At 59.8% G+C, this 17,226-nt stretch carries 18 protein-coding genes and 2 rRNA genes; 8 read left to right on the top strand and 12 right to left on the bottom strand.

Features of this window, described 5'->3' with window-relative positions; all coding sequences use genetic code 11:
• Nucleotides 1–374 (top strand): hypothetical protein (locus WBK19_RS09480; protein ID WP_511289127.1); only part of this gene is annotated, 374 nt, incomplete at its 5' end.
• Between the two features lie 302 nt (nt 375–676).
• Here WBK19_RS09480 and WBK19_RS09485 read toward each other — a convergent pair.
• From WBK19_RS09485 to WBK19_RS09495, 3 genes are all read right to left on the bottom strand, one after another.
• A complete protein-coding gene (locus WBK19_RS09485) occupies nt 677–2,887 on the bottom strand; it encodes an ATP-binding protein (protein ID WP_511289129.1) in 2,211 nt (736 codons plus the stop codon).
• Nucleotides 2,888–3,527: 640 nt separating this feature from the next.
• A complete protein-coding gene (locus tag WBK19_RS09490; RefSeq protein WP_511289131.1) occupies nt 3,528–3,740 on the bottom strand; it encodes a DUF3820 family protein in 213 nt (70 codons plus the stop codon).
• Nucleotides 3,741–3,780: 40 nt separating this feature from the next.
• Nucleotides 3,781–4,533 (bottom strand): sulfite exporter TauE/SafE family protein, encoded by a 753-nt coding sequence (locus tag WBK19_RS09495; RefSeq protein WP_511289133.1) that lies wholly within the window; start codon nt 4,531–4,533, stop codon nt 3,781–3,783.
• Nucleotides 4,534–4,635: 102 nt separating this feature from the next.
• On the opposite strand from WBK19_RS09495, the gene WBK19_RS09500 reads away from it, so the two are divergent.
• Entirely contained in the window at nt 4,636–5,556 is a 921-nt protein-coding gene (locus WBK19_RS09500) for a LysR family transcriptional regulator (protein WP_511289135.1), read from the top strand.
• Here the strand turns inward: WBK19_RS09500 and WBK19_RS09505 are convergent.
• Complete coding sequence (locus WBK19_RS09505) at nt 5,545–6,720, bottom strand: MFS transporter (protein ID WP_511289137.1); 1,176 nt, start codon at nt 6,718–6,720, stop codon at nt 5,545–5,547. The genes WBK19_RS09500 and WBK19_RS09505 overlap by 12 nt on opposite strands.
• A gap of 94 nt (nt 6,721–6,814) precedes the next feature.
• Between WBK19_RS09505 and WBK19_RS09510 the strand changes: the two genes are divergently transcribed.
• From WBK19_RS09510 to WBK19_RS09520, 3 genes are all read left to right on the top strand, one after another.
• Complete coding sequence (locus tag WBK19_RS09510; RefSeq protein ID WP_511289139.1) at nt 6,815–7,357, top strand: YgjP-like metallopeptidase domain-containing protein; 543 nt, start codon at nt 6,815–6,817, stop codon at nt 7,355–7,357.
• Between the two features lie 88 nt (nt 7,358–7,445).
• On the top strand, nt 7,446–8,318 hold the full coding sequence (locus WBK19_RS09515) for a hypothetical protein (protein ID WP_511289141.1): 873 nt from the start codon (nt 7,446–7,448) through the stop codon (nt 8,316–8,318).
• 6 nt (nt 8,319–8,324) lie between these two features.
• Nucleotides 8,325–8,855: a YkgJ family cysteine cluster protein gene (locus tag WBK19_RS09520; protein WP_511289143.1), complete on the top strand. Its 531-nt coding sequence runs from the start codon at nt 8,325–8,327 to the stop codon at nt 8,853–8,855.
• Here the strand turns inward: WBK19_RS09520 and WBK19_RS09525 are convergent.
• On the bottom strand, nt 8,852–8,944 hold the full coding sequence (locus WBK19_RS09525) for a DUF2256 domain-containing protein (RefSeq protein ID WP_511289145.1): 93 nt from the start codon (nt 8,942–8,944) through the stop codon (nt 8,852–8,854). The two genes, WBK19_RS09520 and WBK19_RS09525, sit on opposite strands and share 4 nt — an antisense overlap.
• Before the next feature lie 17 nt (nt 8,945–8,961).
• A complete protein-coding gene (locus tag WBK19_RS09530) occupies nt 8,962–9,507 on the bottom strand; it encodes a lipocalin family protein (RefSeq protein ID WP_511289147.1) in 546 nt (181 codons plus the stop codon).
• Nucleotides 9,508–9,756: 249 nt separating this feature from the next.
• Here WBK19_RS09530 and WBK19_RS09535 point away from each other — a divergent pair, with 249 nt between their 5' ends.
• Genes WBK19_RS09535 through WBK19_RS09545 form a run of 3 tightly spaced genes read left to right on the top strand, consistent with a single transcriptional unit; the run spans nt 9,757 to nt 12,285 of the window.
• Nucleotides 9,757–10,116, top strand: coding sequence for a hypothetical protein (locus WBK19_RS09535; RefSeq protein ID WP_511289148.1), 360 nt, complete (start codon nt 9,757–9,759; stop codon nt 10,114–10,116).
• Nucleotides 10,106–11,491, top strand: a complete 1,386-nt coding sequence (locus tag WBK19_RS09540) for an ABC1 kinase family protein (RefSeq protein WP_511289150.1) — start codon at nt 10,106–10,108, stop codon at nt 11,489–11,491. The genes WBK19_RS09535 and WBK19_RS09540 overlap by 11 nt, the downstream gene beginning before the upstream one ends.
• On the top strand, nt 11,488–12,285 hold the full coding sequence (locus tag WBK19_RS09545) for a MipA/OmpV family protein (protein WP_511289152.1): 798 nt from the start codon (nt 11,488–11,490) through the stop codon (nt 12,283–12,285). Before WBK19_RS09540 ends, WBK19_RS09545 begins: the two co-directional genes overlap by 4 nt.
• 101 nt (nt 12,286–12,386) lie before the next feature.
• On the opposite strand, the gene dbpA is transcribed toward WBK19_RS09545, so the two are convergent.
• From dbpA to WBK19_RS09575, 6 genes are all read right to left on the bottom strand, one after another.
• Nucleotides 12,387–13,787: an ATP-dependent RNA helicase DbpA gene (gene dbpA / locus WBK19_RS09550; RefSeq protein WP_511289154.1), complete on the bottom strand. Its 1,401-nt coding sequence runs from the start codon at nt 13,785–13,787 to the stop codon at nt 12,387–12,389.
• Nucleotides 13,788–13,794: 7 nt separating this feature from the next.
• A complete protein-coding gene (locus WBK19_RS09555) occupies nt 13,795–14,283 on the bottom strand; it encodes a hypothetical protein (RefSeq protein ID WP_511289156.1) in 489 nt (162 codons plus the stop codon).
• 17 nt (nt 14,284–14,300) lie between these two features.
• Nucleotides 14,301–14,456 carry a hypothetical protein gene (locus WBK19_RS09560; RefSeq protein ID WP_511289158.1) on the bottom strand — a complete coding sequence of 52 codons (156 nt, stop codon included), beginning with the start codon at nt 14,454–14,456 and terminating at the stop codon, nt 14,301–14,303.
• A gap of 69 nt (nt 14,457–14,525) precedes the next feature.
• Nucleotides 14,526–16,436, bottom strand: coding sequence for a molecular chaperone HtpG (htpG, locus tag WBK19_RS09565; RefSeq protein WP_511289160.1), 1,911 nt, complete (start codon nt 16,434–16,436; stop codon nt 14,526–14,528).
• Nucleotides 16,437–16,591: 155 nt separating this feature from the next.
• Nucleotides 16,592–16,704: ribosomal RNA gene (gene rrf, locus WBK19_RS09570) — 5S ribosomal RNA — on the bottom strand.
• Between the two features lie 109 nt (nt 16,705–16,813).
• Nucleotides 16,814–17,226: ribosomal RNA gene (locus WBK19_RS09575) — 23S ribosomal RNA — on the bottom strand; the annotation flags it as partial.

Here is a 17,226-nt window from a genome sequence, read left to right on the forward strand (position 1 = left end):
ACTGCAGCCTGGCCCCGAACCCCGCCGCCTGCACCGCCCAGCGCGAAGCCCGCGCCCCGGCCCGTGAAGCCTGCAAGACCACCGCCGGCCCGCAACGCCGGCAATGCATGCAGGAACAACGACAGAACTTCGACTGCGCCAAGGCCGGCAACCCGCAACAATGCGAAGCGCGCAAGATGGCCTACAAGGAATGCCAGGGCCAGACCGGCCCCGCCTTCCGCCAGTGCATGCAACAGAAAATGCCGCCGGTCGACTGCAGCAAGGCCCCCAATCAGGCCCGTTGCGACCAACACCAAAAAGCCCGCGCCGCCTGCCAGGACAAAATCGGCCCGGAACACAAAGCCTGCCTGCGTGAGCAGTTTGGCGTGAAATAAGGCGACGAAATGCCGGGATACCGGCATTTCATTTTTGGCCAAGAATTCCGGTTGACCGTGGGATTGGGACAACCAACGGGGTAGCTGCCCAACAAAAAGGAACCTCGCGGGTTCCTTTCTGTTGGCGGTATTTAGGGGCGATGGTTGATCTGGTGTGTGTTCTCAACATCCAGTTTAGCCAGCAGATATTCAGCGGCAGGTATCCGATTGGGGCGGCCGCCAAATGCATTTGACCTTCAGGGCGATTCAAACCAGGTGGCAATTGATGCCCGAACGGCTGTGGCCGTTTGTGACTGTCCAGCTTATTTCGGTGGTGCTCCTTCGTTGCTGCTGCTTTCCTTTTGCAGCCAACGCAGCAGTGTCGCGAACACAACATCCGGTTCATACGGTTTGCCGACAAAATCGTCCATTCCTGCTGCCAAGCAGTTCGCGTGGTCATCAGAGAAGGAGTTCGCCGTCATCGCGATAATCACCACATCGCCCTTGTCGGGCAATGCACGAATCCTGCGGGTTGCCTCCAGCCCATCCAGAGTCGGCATCTGGACATCCATCAGGATGAGCTTGTAATCGGTTTGCACCACCTTCGTCAGCGCGTCCTGACCGTCATTGGCCATGTCGGCCACCAACCCGACCTCTTCAAGCAGACAACCAATCAGCGTCTGATTGATGGCGTCGTCTTCCACCACAAGCACCTTGCTTCCGCAGAAACCCTGCCTCAGCAGCGCTTCTGCGGACGGAGCTACAAGCACAGGCAGTTCCGGATTGATACCCACTCCTCTTCCCAGACGGGCTGTCAGCCAGAAGGTACTGCCTTGGCCAGGCGTACTTTCCACGCCAACATCGCCCCCCATAAGATGGGCGATGCGGCGGGTAATCGCCAATCCCAATCCGCTCCCCCGGTATCTCCGGCTGATGGTGCCATCAGCTTGCTCGAAGGCTTCGAAGACGCGGAATTTTTGCTCATCCGACATCCCGATCCCTGTATCGCTGACCTCGAACCGCAGGAAATAGCCCGCTTTCGTTTCCTCAAGCAGGCGGCAACTAAGGGTGACACAACCTCGCTCCGTGAATTTGACGGCATTGCCCAGATAGTTGATCAACGCTTGCTGCAGGCGCCCCTTGTCGCCTCGCAGGGCAAGACCGGACAAGTCACAGTCGGTCACCTGCTCAAGCCCCCGGGATTGAGCACGGTTGCCAACAATCGTCCAGACTTCCTGAATCAGATCGTCGAGCAGGAAATCGAATTCGGCCAATTCGACCTTGCCTGCTTCGATCTTGGAATAGTCAAGAATATCGTTAATGACCGTAAGCAGAAATTGTCCCGAAGTCTGGATATCATCAAGATAGCTGGCCTGTCTTGTATCCAAAGACGTGCGGCGCAATAGTTGGGCCATGCCGAGAACGCCGTTCATCGGTGTGCGGATCTCGTGGCTCATCGTCGCCAGGAATGTGCTCTTGGCCAAGTTGGCGGATTCAGCCTTTTCCTTGGCGACCTGCAGTTCTGCGGTACGCTCCTTGACTTGCCTCTCAAGTTGCTCGCTATGCGTCTGGAGTTGTTTCGCCATCGCTTCCAGCTGCTTGATTTGGCGCCAGATGATGACTGCCGCAATCGCCAGCAGAATGACACCCAGCGTGGCGAGAAATACAAACCGCAGTAAATGCTTATGCCACTCGGCGAGGACCTCGTCCTGCCTGACCGCGGTCACAATACGCAAATCCTCGTAGCCCTCGACCGATGCGACGGTCAATATGTACTCGTTCCCCAACAGCCTCATTTCAGAGGGGATTTCCTGGATGTCTGCGATGGCGACTTCCGGAATCAGCGACTGTATCTTCTCGATGGATGCCTTGCCTGATGGATTGTCACGGCAGCGCGAAATGATCTCACCAGAGCGATTGACCAGTGCCCCGACCAAAGAGCCGTAGTTCATCAGTGACTGGCAATGCTCTTCGAAATAACTCGTTTCCATCGCGCCAAACAAAATACCCGCAAAACTTCCATCTACGGACTCAAGCCGACGGATATGGGCATAAACCAGCTTGCCCGTGTTCCGACCGAGATAAGGGCCAAAACGCACCCGCTCGACTCCAGCCAAAATCTCGCTCCAATAGGGGCGGTCGGTTACGCTGACGGGTTTGAACTCGGACGCGAAGCTGACATGGCGCTGATTGCCCAGGGCATCGTAAATCAACAGATGCCTTAGCTGCGGCAACCGGACCTTCAAGCGCCCCTGGAGAAACTGATAGCCCACCTGGGAACTCGACCAGGTCCACCACGCTTGGGACTTAAGGTCAGCTTGAACGTCGTCAAGCAGGACATCGACACCGTCCATCGAACGGGCCACCAGTTCGGCGATTCCGTGCGTCAGCCGCGCGTTCTTGTCGCTCCATTCGTCGAGGATGCGCTGCCTCTCAAAATGGAGGTTGAACACCATCCCCGTCAGGATCGCCAAAGAGGCCACAGCCGCAAAGGCGAATCCCAAAAATGTTAAATGCCGACCGCGGTTCCGCATCAACCAGCCTCCTACCTCAGTACAGTCGCATCAATGGATACCGAATTTCAGATGACTCAATCGAAGTTGAATTCAGAACTATAAGAAACATATCGAATTTATCGCAATCATCAAGATTGCGAATCCTATCATGAGCACAACTGCTAAAAGCTGATCGAATTGACAGATGCCGGATCGACCGCATGCGAAAAGGGGATGAAGCGGTGGATTCCTCCTGCCTTCTCCAGCTCTCGCGCTGCTCGTCGCCACGCCGTTCAATGCGCCTGAACAGTAGCAGCTGTTACATGAATCCCAGTCTCGACTACGGAAAGGTCCGCATCCACACCTCGACAACGGTGCAACGCAGGAATCAAACCACTGACGACGCCGAGCTTCAATCCTTAGGCGTCCACCAGCAGCAACCTATCAGGCGCAAGATGCATCAATGCAAACGAACCGCTTCAGCCGAGTTGTCTGACTTGGAAGTCGCTAGTTCGGCAGGGCCCGGAACAGATTCAACCGGTCATTCAGATGGCGGCTTCGTGACGAGAGTGAAGGTCGACAATTGGCCAAACCATGCCTGATGTCACTTGTAGACAAGAGGAAAAACACCGATGTCATTCGCTAATAGACAGCGTGTAAATAGCCTTGCAACTAAGCGCTACTTTCGGCGCAAGGGCTTGAGCAAATCCGACAGCCCGTTATGATCAATCTCTTGCATCAACGCCAGCAAACGGCCGATTTCGCCGGGCGGGAAGCCTTCGCGGGCGAACCAGTTGAGGTAGTTGCCGGGGAGATCGGCAATCAGGGTGCCTTTGTGCTTGCCGAAGGGCATCGTGCGGGTGACGAGGAGGAGCAAATCTTCGGGGTTCATTGGCGAAGGCGTTCAGGGTAAGCCGCCATTTTGCCAAAACTCAGCCGATGCTGATCATCCATAGTGCGGTGGCGACCAGCATCAGCGCGAAAGCAACACGCAGACGGCGCTCGGGCAGGCGATGGGCGATGCGGACACCGAGCGAAACGGTCAGGGCTCCGCCCACCGCAAACAACGCACCCATTTTCCAGTCGACCAGCCCGGCGTTCGAAAAGGTCAGCAAAGCGACGATGGAGCTGGGCATGACCAGCGCGATGGCGAAGCCCTGGGCCATGGCCTGCGTCTGGCGGAAAAAGGTGACCAGAATGGGTGGCGTGATCATGCCGCCACCGATGCTGATCAGGCCCTGGCAGGTGCCGCCGATCAGGCCGACCAGCGGAATCAGCCATTCAGGCAGCGTGAACGACCAGTTCGAGCGCCCGGCTCGCAGGGACCACAGGCTGTGGATGGCCAGCCAGAGCAGAAAAAGGCCGAAGTAGCGGCGCAATTGGCTGGAGGCCAGGCTGCTCGCGTAGTGCGCTGTCAGGGCCGTTGCCGTCACCGCGCAGACTACCAGCATCGCGGTGCGCAGCTTTGGCAGCGGCTGGCGCTGGCAGTAGCGCCACAGGGCAATGCTCAGGTTGGGCACCATCATGACCAGCGCCGTGCCCTGCGCCAGCTTCTGATCCATACCGAACAGCCCGGTCATCACTGGGATGGCAATGATGCCGCCGCCGATGCCGAAAATGCCACCGGCCAGGCCGAGGACGGCGCCGATCAGCAGGGGCAAGAGAAGGCTAAGGGCGAGAATCATGGCGGGACTCGGAAAGTATATCGGGCCATGTTACTGCTTTGCATAAAGGCGAAAATGTCTCAAAATTAACTTGATTCGTTAATTCCATTTATCAATCAGCCAATGTCCTCCGAACTCGCTTTCTTTAGCCTGCTTGTCCAGCAAGGCAGTCTGGCCCGCGCGGCCCGCGAGCTTGGGCTGACCGGCCCTGCCGTCAGCCGGCGCTTGGCCCAGCTCGAACAGCGCCTCGGCGTTCGCCTGCTGACGCGAACGACGCGCCGGATGAGCCTGACTCCTGAGGGCGAACTTTACCTGGCCGAAAGCCGCCGCATACTCGGCGAAATCGACGCCTTGGAACAAACGCTGACCCGCACCCGGGCCGAACCACGCGGCTTGCTGCGAATCCACGCGACCTATGGTTTCGGTCGCCGTCAGCTGGCGCCAGCCGTTTCCGACTTCGTCCGGCAATATCCGGCCGTGGACATCCAGCTCACGCTCGGTGATCAGGCCGTCATGCCGGGCGACCAGAGCTTCGACATCGCCATCCGTTTTGGCGAACCGCCGGAGGCGCGCGTCGTGGCCCGCAAGATTGCCTCGAACCAGCGCTACCTGTTTGCCTCACCCGACTACCTTGCCCGCCGTGGCCAGCCGCTGGACCCGGATGATCTGGGCAGCCATGACTGCATCGTCATCCGCGAAGGCAGCGCCGCCTTCGGAACGTGGACGCTGTGCGCCGGCAAGCAGTGCCGCAACGTCAAGGTGAGCAGCAAGCTGAGCACCAATCACGGCGAGGTGGCCGTCGACTGGGCGCTCGACGGCCATGGCATCCTGCTCCGTTCGCTGTGGGATACAGCGGCCGAGCTGCGCGCCGGCCGGCTGGTCCGCGTGCTGCCGGAATGGTCGGGCAGCCCGGCCGACATCTACGCGCTGTATCCGCAACGCCTGAACCTGTCGGCCAAGGTGCGGGTGTTTCTCGATTTCCTGACCGAGCGCTTCGCGGCCTACCGGAGCGCCACCGACAGCAGGGCCGAATTACGCTGGTAAGCGCGCCGAGCGCCAGAGCGGGTAAAGGCCGAGCAAGCCGAGCAGCGGCCCGGGCAGGAGCAGCCAGGCGATGCTCATGCCCCAATCGGCAATCCACGCCGTGCCGAGCTGGATGGAGAACATGGTGATGGCGAAGCCGATGGAGTTCTGGAAGGCCAGCGCGCTGCCGACGATTTCCGGCGGGCAGGCACGGGCCGAGAGGGCCGAGAAATGCGGCGAATCGGCGACGACGGTGGCGCCCCAGAGGAGCAGCAAGGCGATCTTGGCGGCAGCCGGCCAGTCTCCCGTCAGCGGAAACAGGGCGCAGCAGATGGCCGAGCTGGCCAGGGCGATGGCCGCCACACGCGCGCTGCCGATGCGCTGGCTCCACCAGCCGCCGAACAGGCAGCCGAGCGCACCGATACCGATGACGGCAAAGGCCAGCCCGGAGAGTTGGCGGCTCCCTGCCTCGGCCAGGCCGCTCAGGATGATCAGCGCCGGGGTTAGCGTCCAGAAGGCGTAAAGCTCCCACTGGTGGCCGAAATAGCCGAGGGCGGAGGCGCGGAATTCGCGGACGGAGAAGGCGTAGAAGACGCGGCCCAGACGCAGAGGTGGTGCACCGTGCCGACGCTTGAGGTGCGGCCCGTCGCCGAGGCGGAAGATCATGACTGCGGCCAACAACGCCAGCCCGGACGACACCAGGATGGTGGCCTGCCACGACCACCCCGCCCCGGCTAGCCGGATGCCGTGGGGCAGGGCCGTGCCCAAAGTCAGCATGCCGACCAGCTGAGCCAGCGCGGCACCGGCCCGTTCGGGCACCCAACTGACGACCAGCTTCATGCCCAGCGGGTAGACGCCGGCCAGACAGAAGCCGACGGCGAAACGCAACGGCACGGCCGAGGCCATGCCATCGGCGAGCAAGGCAAAGGCGCCGTTGCAGACGGCGCCGAGCACGGCGCAGATGGCGAAGATGCGGCTCGCCGCGAAGCGGTCGGCCAGACCGGAAATGGCGAAGGTCATCGTGCCGAGGATGAAGCCGAGTTGCACGGCGTTGGTCAGCGTGCCGATGTCGGCCGGCGCGATGCCCCAGGCGCGGATCAGGTCGTCGGCCGCGCTGTTGGCGGAGAACCACAGCGAGGTACCGAACAGTTGGGCGATGACGATGATGAGGACGGAATTTTGCATGGGTGAATCGATTTCGGAAATTCGCGCTAGCTTATCGCTGATTGCCGCGTGCCCGCCAAAAAAGCACCGAGGCTTCCAGTAAAATCGGCGCGCCATGACCAAACCCGCTACGCCCAACTACCTCGCCGGCTACCCCGCGCACCTGACGGAATCGGTGCAGCGCCTGATTGAACAGGGTCAGCTCGGCAGGGTGCTGCGCCAGAAGTATCCGGAAGTGCATCAGGTGCGCACCGACAAGGCGCTCTACGACTATGTTCAGGAGATCAAGGCGACGTATTTGCGCAATGCCCCGCAGCCGAGCAAGGTGGCCTTCGACGGCAAGTTGCAGACGCTGCAGAAAGCGCTGGGCATACACAGCCGGATCGCCCGCGTCCAGGGCGGAAAGCTCAAGAGCAAGCGCGAAATCCATGTCTCCAGCGTCTTTCGTGAGATGCCGCCGGAGTTCCTGCGCATGATCGTTGTCCATGAAATCGCGCATCTCAAGGAACCGGAGCACGACAAGGCGTTCTATCAGCTGTGCCAGCACATGGAGGCGAATTACTTCCAGCTGGAATTTGACCTGCGTGCCTATCTGTGTCACTTGGCGGCCGGCGGCCCGCCGTTGTGGGTGGCCGAGGTTTCTGCCGGAAATTCGTGAGTTCCACGGTCAACCGGGGCTTGCTACGGTCAACCGGGAAAAACGGCCAAAATTGAAATTGTTCTGCCATAACACGGAGTAGAAAAATATGCGCTCAAGCCTGATCAGATTGCTGCCAATAGCCCTCGTGCTGCTCCTCGGCGGCTGCATGTCGCGTGGCATTCCGCAGGCTGCCGGCAGCGGCGAACAGCCGGCAGCGCGCGCCATGCTGCAGAAGTCGGCGGAAGCGCATGGCCTGGCTGCCTTCCGCCAGATCGATGACCTCAACGTTGGCTATGCCGGCGAGTGGTACGGGCTGGTCAGCAAGGTGCAACCGACGCTGATCGACGCCGATTTCCGTCAGGGCTCTCAGGAGCGGATCATCTTCAAGGGCGGGCCGCTGATCGGTCAGCGCCATCTTGGCCCGAAGGGCAGCAAGCAGGTCATCCGGCGCAACGGCGAGGTGCAGGTTTTCTACAACGATGCGCCGGCCAACGACCGCGATGTGCTCGCTGCGGCGGCGCTGGTCGCCGACGGTTACCGGATGTTCCTGACCGGGCCGTTCTATTTTCTCGACGGCAACCTTAGTCTGGAAATGGGCGAGAACGAGGATGTCGAAGGCCGTGCCTGCACGACGCTGGTCGCCGTGCGCCGCCCCGGCCATGGCCTGTCAGCGGAAGATCGCTACCTGCTGTTCATCGACGCCGAAAACCACCTGCTGCGCCGTGTCCGCTTCACCATGGAAGGTCTGGAATCAACACAGGGCGCTCTCGCAGAAGTCGATTTCTTCGACCACAAAGAGATCGCCGGCGTCACCTGGCCAACCCGTTTTTACGAGCGTCTGCGCAAGCCCATCCCCAGCCTGCCGGTGCATGACTGGCGGCTGATCGGGCTGGATGTGAATCGCGGTCTTAGCGAAGCGGACATTGCCGGCCCGGCCTTTTCCGCCAAGGCTGCTGAAGCCGCCCGGCCGATCAAATAAGAAACAATGAGCCAACTGACCGAACTGCACGTCGATATCGACGCCCGGGTGGCAAGCATCCGGGAAAACAAGGCCGACTGGCCGTGCGGAAAGGGTTGCGATAGCTGCTGCAAGCGGCTCGCCGAGGTGCCGCAACTGACGGCGGCCGAATGGGACTTGCTACGCGAAGGCCTGGCCGAGTTGGCGGCTGATCACCTGCAAGCCATCAGCCGCGAGATCGCCGCCGTGGCGGATTCAACGGCCCGCCTCGTTATCTGCCCGCTGCTCGACTACGCCACCGGTGCCTGCCCGGTCTATCAGCACCGCCCGGTGGCCTGCCGCACCTACGGCTTTTACATGCAGCGTGATCTCGGGCTGTTTTGTCGCGACATCGAAAAACGGGTGGCCGATGGCGCGCTGCCGGATGTGGTCTGGGGCAACCACAATGCCATCGACCACCGCCTGGCCGGCATGGGCGAAAGTCGGCCGCTGACGGCCTGGTTTGCTGATTGGGTGCGCGACAGCCTGCCCTCGGCGCAATACTTGAACTCCGCCTAGACTGCCGACCACTTTTTGCGCCAAAAATACGGTTGACCGCAGGATTGGCATATTTTGCTCGGCAAATCGGATTTTTTCGTGGCGTGCATTCAAAAAGCTGGCTGGCTCAATTCGTATCACTCCGCTTTTGCTCGACCCAGATCAGCTTGTCGGTGGCAAAGCCGAGCGCCCGCGCCTGACCGAGCAGTTGCTCGCGGACCTCGGCCGGCAGCGTCTTTTCGCGGGCGAGAATCCACAAATAATCGCGATCCGGCCCGGCAACGAGCGACCAGCGATAGTTCTGCTGATCAAGCGCAATCACGTGATAGCCGCCGTAGAACGGGCCGAAGAACGACACCTTGAGCGATGCCGTACCACTGTCGCCGATGAAAAGGGCGCGGCCGATGGCCTCCTTCCACGCCTGCCGCTGCGTGTCGTATCCCCGGTTGATGACCTTGACGCTGCCGTCGTCCTGCAACAGGTAGGTGGCATTGACGTCGCTCATGCCGCGCTCGAACGAATGGTCGAGCCGGGCGATTTCGTACCACTGCCCGAGGTAGCGATTGATGTCGAAAGAGGTCACCGGACGAACGCCTTCGGGCGGTGCCGTCGAACAGGCAGCCAGCGTCAGGGCGAATAACAGGGCGGGGATGGTGGAGCGGATGGACGACATGGGCACGCTTTCAGAAGGTATTTCTAAATACTTTAGAACGATATGGACTTAATTTTGTCCTAGACAAACATAGACCTAAATCGCAACAATAAGCTAATTTCTTGCAATACGAGCCAAGCATTATTTTTCGTTCTGGACGAAATAGTTAAACCCAAGAGCCCGCATGAACACGACCGCACCGCTCACCGGTGCCGCAGGTGGCGTTTTCGCTACCTGTGTTTAACTACGAAAAACCCCGGAGGTCGCGCCATGAACCTGTTCAATCGTTTGCCCGGTTTTCCCCGCACCCCGGCCGGCAAGGAACGTGTCGTCCTCCGCTTGCTCCCTCGGACATTTCTGCTCGGCACAGCGCTGCTCGCTGTTCCCTCGCTTTTGACCCGACTGACCACCAGCCCGGATGAGGCGCTGGCGATCACCACCACCGACATTTACGTCATCAGCCTGATCATCCTGCACTGGACGGTGGTGCTCACCGTCGGCATTGCCGCCTTTATTGTCATGATGATGAAAGGCCCGGCCTACGTCGCCGACGCTTATCCGCTGGACGAAGCTGAAACCCTGGATGAACCGCCAAAATGGAAACCACATTGGAAGCCGGATGGCCGATGAGCTGGTGAGGAAGTCATCGGCCGTTCCCGGCGGCCGCTGGTCGCGCCTGGCGCGGCTTGGCTCGCTGGCCGGCGGCGTGGCCGGCAACATGCTGGCCGAGGGGGCGCGGCAGTTTGCCCAGGGCAAGCGGCCGCAAATGCATCAACTGCTACTGACGCCGGCCAATGCCCGCCGCGTAGCCGATCAACTGGCCCAATTGCGCGGCGCGGCGATGAAGGTCGGGCAACTGCTGTCGATGGATGCCGGCGAACTGTTGCCGCCGGAGCTGGCCGAAATCCTCTCCCGGCTCCGCGCCGATGCCATCCCGATGCCGATGAGCCAGGTTGTCAGCGCCCTCAACGCCAACTGGGGCGAGGGCTGGGATCGCCATTTCGAGCGTTTCTCTTTCACTCCGATGGCGGCGGCCTCGATCGGCCAGGTGCATTTTGGGCAACGCAAGGATGGACGAAAAGTCGCGGTCAAAATCCAGTACCCCGGCATCCGCCGCAGCATCGACAGCGATGTCGACAACGTCGCCACCCTGCTCCGCGTTTCCGGCTTGCTGCCGAAGTCGCTGGACATCAAGCCGCTGCTCGACGAAGCGAAAAAGCAGTTGCACGATGAGGCCGACTACCGCCGCGAAGGCGCCTGCATGATGCAGTTTTCCAGCCTGCTAGCCGATGCCGACGAGTTCATGGTGCCGGAAATGCACGAAGATCTGACGACGGAAAACATCCTGGCCATGACGCGCCTCGACGGCGATGCAGTGGAAACGTTAAACCACTTGCCGCAGGCCGAACGCGACCGCATCGTGAGCCGCCTTTTCCACCTATTGTTTCGCGAAATTTTCGAATTCCGCCTGATCCAGACCGACCCGAATTTTGCCAATTATCGCTACGCCGCGGCATCGCAGCAGCTCATCCTGCTCGACTTCGGCGCCACGCGCGCCTATCCGGCGGCGATGGTCGACAGCTATCGGCGACTGATGACCTGCGCCATGCGTAACGACCGCCAGGGGATGAATGAGGCCGCCGTGGCCATCGGCTATTTTCAGCAGGACATCAAGGAAGGCCAGCGCCAGGCCGTGCTCGACATTTTTGCGCTGGCTTGCGAACCGCTGTGCCACATCGGCGAATACGACTTCGGCCGCTCCGACCTGGGCGTGCGCATCCGCGATGCCGGTATGGTGCTCGGCATGGATCGCGATTTCTGGCACACCCCGCCGGCCGATGCGCTCTTTCTGCATCGCAAGCTGGGCGGGCTTTATTTGCTGGCAGCTCGATTGAAAGCCCGCGTCAATATGCACGAAGTGGCCGGGTCGAGCGGTTTGAGCCCGGACGCAATCCAGGCTCGATCCAATTTCACAGTCAGTTATTTCCCAACGGAGACTTCATGAAAAATTCACTAAAAGGCCTCGCCGTAATCGGGCTGCTTTCGCTCGCGGCACCCAATGCAGTTGCCCAGGCCTTTGATGCCGTTCGCCTGGCTGGCGGCGCTGCTGAAAAGGATCGTGGCTCCGTCGGGCTGGCCGTCATTGCCGGCATGGCTTACCAGGGCGCCGACGAACGGCGAACGCTGGTTCTGCCGGGGCTCGACTACCAGTGGCGAAATGGCTGGTTTGCCGGCACCCGCAATGGCATCGGCTACAATTTTGGTCAGACGAGGGAGTTGCAGTACGGCTTGCGCGTCACCGCTGATTTCGGACGCGACGAGAGCCGGTCGGATGCGCTGCGCGGCATGGGCGATATCGACCCGAAACCAGAGCTGGGCGCCTTCCTGAACTACTCGCTCAACAAGGAAATCACCCTGACCTCGTCTCTGCGTTACGGCTCGGGCAATGATAGCGCGGGGATGGTTATCGATCTCGGTGCGGGCTATTCGACAAAGTTGTCGCCGCTCTGGCGCCTCGGTTTTGGCGCCAGCATGACGCTGGCCAACGAGGACTACATGCAGTCGTATTTTGGCGTTACCGCAGCCCAGTCGGCGTCGAGTGGTTACGTGGCTTACCGCCCGGAGTTAGGCCTGCGTGACGTTCGCGCCAACGCAGCGCTGAGCTATCAAATCACGCCAAGCGTAGCGATCCTGACCACCGTTTCGGTCAGCAGCCTGCAAGGCGATGCCAAGGACAGTCCGCTGACACGCCAGGCGACGTCGGTCACCGGTGTCGCCGCCGTATCGTATGAATTCTAGGTAGTGAGCAAGCAGTCGTTCGCCAAGCGACTTCCACGGTCAACCGGAAAAAACGGCCAAAATTGAAATCACGCCAGTCAGTGGCGTGATTTCAAAACCGCTTAGTTGGTCAGAATCCGCACCTTGACGGTCTTGCCCTTGACCTTGCCGGCCGACAATTTACGCACCGTCTCCTTGGCAACGGCACGCGCCACGGCGACGTAGGTGCTCTGATCGGTCACCGTGATCTTGCCGACCTGTTCGCGGGTCAATCCAGCCTCGCCGGCCAGCGCGCCCATGACGTCGCCGGGACGAATCTTGTCCTTGCGCCCGCCGAGCATGAGCAGCGTCGACATCGGCGGCACGAGCGGCGAATCGTCGGTGACTTCGACTGTTTTCAGGTCGAGCACATCGAGTTTGCACTTCATCATCTCGGCGATGGTCGCCACGCGGCGGCGGTCGCCCGAACTGCACAAACTGAGCGCCCAGCCCTCCTCGTCGCCCCGGCCGGTACGGCCGATGCGATGGATGTGGATTTCCGGATCGGGTGTGACATCGACGTTGATGACCGCTTCCAGCTGATCGATATCGAGACCGCGCGCCGCAACGTCAGTCGCCACGAGCACCGAGCAACTGCGATTTGCGAACTGGATCAACACCTGATCACGCTCGCGCTGTTCCAGATCGCCATTTAGCGTCAGGGCATGAATGCCGGCATGGCGCAGGACATTGACCAGATCGCGGCACTGCTGCTTGGTGTTGCAGAAGGCCAGCGTGCTGACCGGGCGGTAATGCTTGAGCAGGCGCACCACAGCATCGAGACGCTCGTCGTCCTTCACCTCGTAGAAGCGCTGGCGAATCTTCGTTTCTTCATGCTGCTCAAGGAGTTTGACCTCCTTCGGCTGACGCAAAAATTGCTTGGCCAACTGGGCGATGCCGTCCGGATAAGTCGCCGAGAACAGCAGCGTCTGGCGCTGCGCCGGGCAACGCTTGGCAACGAAAGCGATGTCGTCATGGAAGCCCATGTCGAGCATGCGGTCGGCTTCGTCGAGGACCAGCGTGTTCAGTTCGTCGAGCTTGAGATAGCCGCGCTCTATGTGATCCATGATGCGACCTGGCGTGCCGACAACGATATGGACGCCGTTTTCCAGACTGTTCGCCTGATTGCGCAAGGTCGAGCCACCGACCAGTGAGAGCACCTTGATGTTCTCTTCAAAACGGGCCAGTCGACGGATTTCCTGCGTCACCTGATCGGCCAGTTCGCGCGTCGGGCAGAGGACCATGGCCTGTACGGCAAAACGACTGGTGTTCAGGCGATTGAGCAGCGCCAGACCGAAAGCAGCCGTCTTGCCGCTGCCGGTCTTGGCCTGGGCGATCAGGTCGTTGCCGGCCAGCGCCAGCGGCAGACTGGCGGCCTGGATCGGCGTCATGCTCAAGTATTCAAGCTGCGCCAGATTGGCCAGCATGGCCGGCGACAAGGGCAGCGTGTCGAAAGCGGTGCTGGCGGCGGTAGTTTCGCTCATGCCCAGCTCAAACCCGACGCTTGCGTGCCGGCATCGGCTTGCGCTGGCGTTGGCCGGGCTTATGAACTTCGGCCTCCGGCTTCGGCTTGGGCACCAGCAGGTTTTTGGCCGTCGTCTTCTCGGACGCGCGATGGGCCAGAATGGCTTTCGTCACGTCAGCCGGATCAACCGTAACGCCGGCGTGCTCGCCCTTGACGTTGTATTCCGAGAGACGGTCCTTGATGGCGAACAGGCGTTCCGGCGTTTCCGCCTTGCGCGGCAGGCCGGTGATAATCGCCTGCCCCGCTGCGGTCAGCACAAAACCGCCAGCCTCGGCCGTGATCAGGCCGTGCTTGGCCAGACGGTCGAAAGCCTCGACCAGCTTCGCCTCATTGGGAATGTTGTTCTGCAGCAGATCAGCCGCCGAGACGATCTCGACCAACTCGGCCGGCCGCCGCTTGGAAGAAAGGGCCGTGGCGAGAATGAGAAGGGAGTCAACGTCGTGGACTGGATGCATCGGAGTACCTATGAATATCAGGGGAATGAGAAACGGCGGGGAATCAGCGGGTTAAAGGCCGGAAAAATAGCCAGCCTGAAATCAGTTTCTCGAAAGGAGAACAGTGTACCCGGTTTGCCGGCCCAGGCGGCGCGAAACCTGACATCCAATGTCACGGTCAACCGGAAATTCATGCCAATTTCCACTCGTAAAAAAGGGCCACCCGAAGGCGGCCCAATCTTTGTTGCCGGAAATTCGCCAGCTTACTTGGCGGACAGCGCCATCATCAGGTCGTTGATGCGCTTGACGAAACCGGCCGGGTCGTCCAGATGGCCACCTTCGGCCAGCGTTGCCTGTTCGAACAGCAGCGCCGCCCAGTCATCGAAACGGCTTTCCTCGTACTTGAGGCGCATCACCGCCGGGTGCTGCGGGTTGATTTCGAGGATAGGCTTCGAATTCGGCATCGGCTGACCAGCCGCCTTCATCAGGCGGGCAAGGTTGCCGGACGGATCATGCTCGTCAGACACCAGGCAGGAGGGCGAATCGGTCAGTCGGTAAGTAACGCGCACGTCCTTCACCTTGTCACCAAGCGAGGTTTTCACCTTCTCCAGCAACTCCTTGTACTCGTCAGCAGCCTTCTCGGCTTCCTGCTTCTCGGCTTCGTCCTCCAGCTTGCCCAGATCCAGACCGCCCTTGGCGACAGACTGCAGGTGCTTGCCATCGAACTCGGTCAGGTGGCCGACGACCCATTCGTCAACGCGGTCAGAAAGCAGCAGCACTTCGATGCCCTTCTTACGGAAGATTTCGAGGTGCGGACTATTCTTCGCAGCATTGAAGGTATCGGCCGTGACGAAGTAAATCTTCTCCTGACCTTCCTTCATGCGACCGATGTAGTCAGCCAGCGAAACGTTCTGCTCCGGCGTGTCGTTGTGCGTCGAGGCAAAACGGATCAGGCCAGCGATCTTCTCCTTGTTGGCGTGGTCTTCGCCGACGCCTTCCTTGAGCACGGCGCCGAAAGCTTCCCAGAATTTGGTGTACTTTTCCTTGTCGTTCTCGGCCAGGTCTTCGAGCATGCCCAGCACCTTGCGCGTACAGCCGCTGCGGATGCCATCAATATCTTTGCTCTGCTGCAGGATTTCGCGCGAAACGTTGAGCGGCAGATCCGATGAATCGACCACGCCGCGTACGAAGCGCATGTAGAGCGGCATCAACTGCTCAGCGTCATCCATGATGAAAACGCGACGCACGTAGAGCTTGATGCCATGACGGGCGTTGCGGTCCCACAGATCGAACGGCGCACGTGCCGGGATGTAGAGCAGCTGCGTGTATTCCTGCTTGCCTTCGACGCGGGCATGCGTCCACGCCAGCGGATCTTCGAAGTCGTGGGCAACGTGCTTGTAGAACTCCTTGTACTGCTCATCGGTGATGTCCGACTTGGAACGTACCCACAGCGCGTTGGCCTGATTGACCGTCTCATCTTCATCGGTCGCAACCTGCTCGCCGTCCTTCCAGTCCTCCTTCTTCATCACGATAGGCAAAGTGATGTGATCGGAGTACTTGCGAATAATCGACTTCAGCTTCCAGCCACCGAGGAATTCGTCCTCGCCTTCGCGCAAATGCAAGGTGACATCGGTACCGCGCGTGGCCTTCTCGACCATCTCAACCGTGTAATCGCCCTCGCCGCCAGATTCCCAGCAGACAGCCTGACTAGCCTCGACACCGGCGCGGCGGGAAACCACCGTAACCTTGTCGGCAATGATGAAAGACGAGTAAAAGCCGACGCCAAACTGCCCGATCAGATGGGCATCCTTGGCTTGGTCACCGGTCAGAGCGGAGAAAAACTCCTTGGTCCCGGACTTGGCGATGGTCCCGAGATGCTCGACAGCCTCGTCTCGCGACAGACCAATACCGTTATCGGAAATGGTAATCGTGCGAGCCGCCTTGTCGGAGGAAATACGGATCTTCAGATCGCCATCATCGCCGTACAGCGCGCTGTTGTTCAGCGCCTCAAAGCGCAGCTTGTCGCAGGCATCGGAAGCATTTGAAACCAGTTCCCGCAGGAAAATTTCCTTGTTGCTGTACAAGGAGTGAATCATCAGTTGCAGCAGTTGCTTTACTTCAGCCTGGAAACCCAGGGTTTCGCGATTTGCGTTCGCGGTTGCAGACTCGGACATGCTTGAAACTCCCAATGAAACATTAAGAACGTGGATTGAGAGTTGGGGGCAGAACAACAGAATTCAAGAGGAAGAAGAGTCGGTGATTTTGAATTTTTCTTTCCTCTCAAACGCAAAAACCCCCGCTAGAAATCTAGCGGGGGTTTGCATGGGTTGTCTGGCGTTGACCTACTTTCGCGAGCGGAAGCTCACTATCATTGGCGCTCATCTGTTTCACGGTCCTGTTCGGGAAGGGAAGGGGTGGTACCAGAAGGCTATTGACGCCAGACGTAACTTGTATGCTTGTCGCGGGTGACCGCGCCAAGCGCAAAATGGGGATAGAAGGTTGTTTGTTGTGACTGCGAATATGAGTTACATGCAGTGTATTACAAGGTTATAGGATCAAGCCACACGGGCAATTAGTATCAGTTAGCTTAACGCATTACTGCGCTTCCACACCTGACCTATCAACGTCGTGGTCTTCGACGACCCTTTAGGGAGTTCAAGACTCCGGGAAATCTTATCTTAAGGCGAGTTTCACGCTTAGATGCTTTCAGCGTTTATCTCTTCCGAACATAGCTACCCGGCGATACGACTGGCGTCATAACCGGTACACCAGAGGTTCGTCCACTCCGGTCCTCTCGTACTAGGAGCAGCCCCCTTCAAATTTCCAGCGCCCACGGCAGATAGGGACCAAACTGTCTCACGACGTTTTAAACCCAGCTCACGTACCTCTTTAAATGGCGAACAGCCATACCCTTGGGACCGGCTACAGCCCCAGGATGAGATGAGCCGACATCGAGGTGCCAAA

Source organism: Azonexus sp., from assembly GCF_049652925.1.
GTDB lineage: Bacteria > Pseudomonadota > Gammaproteobacteria > Burkholderiales > Rhodocyclaceae > Azonexus.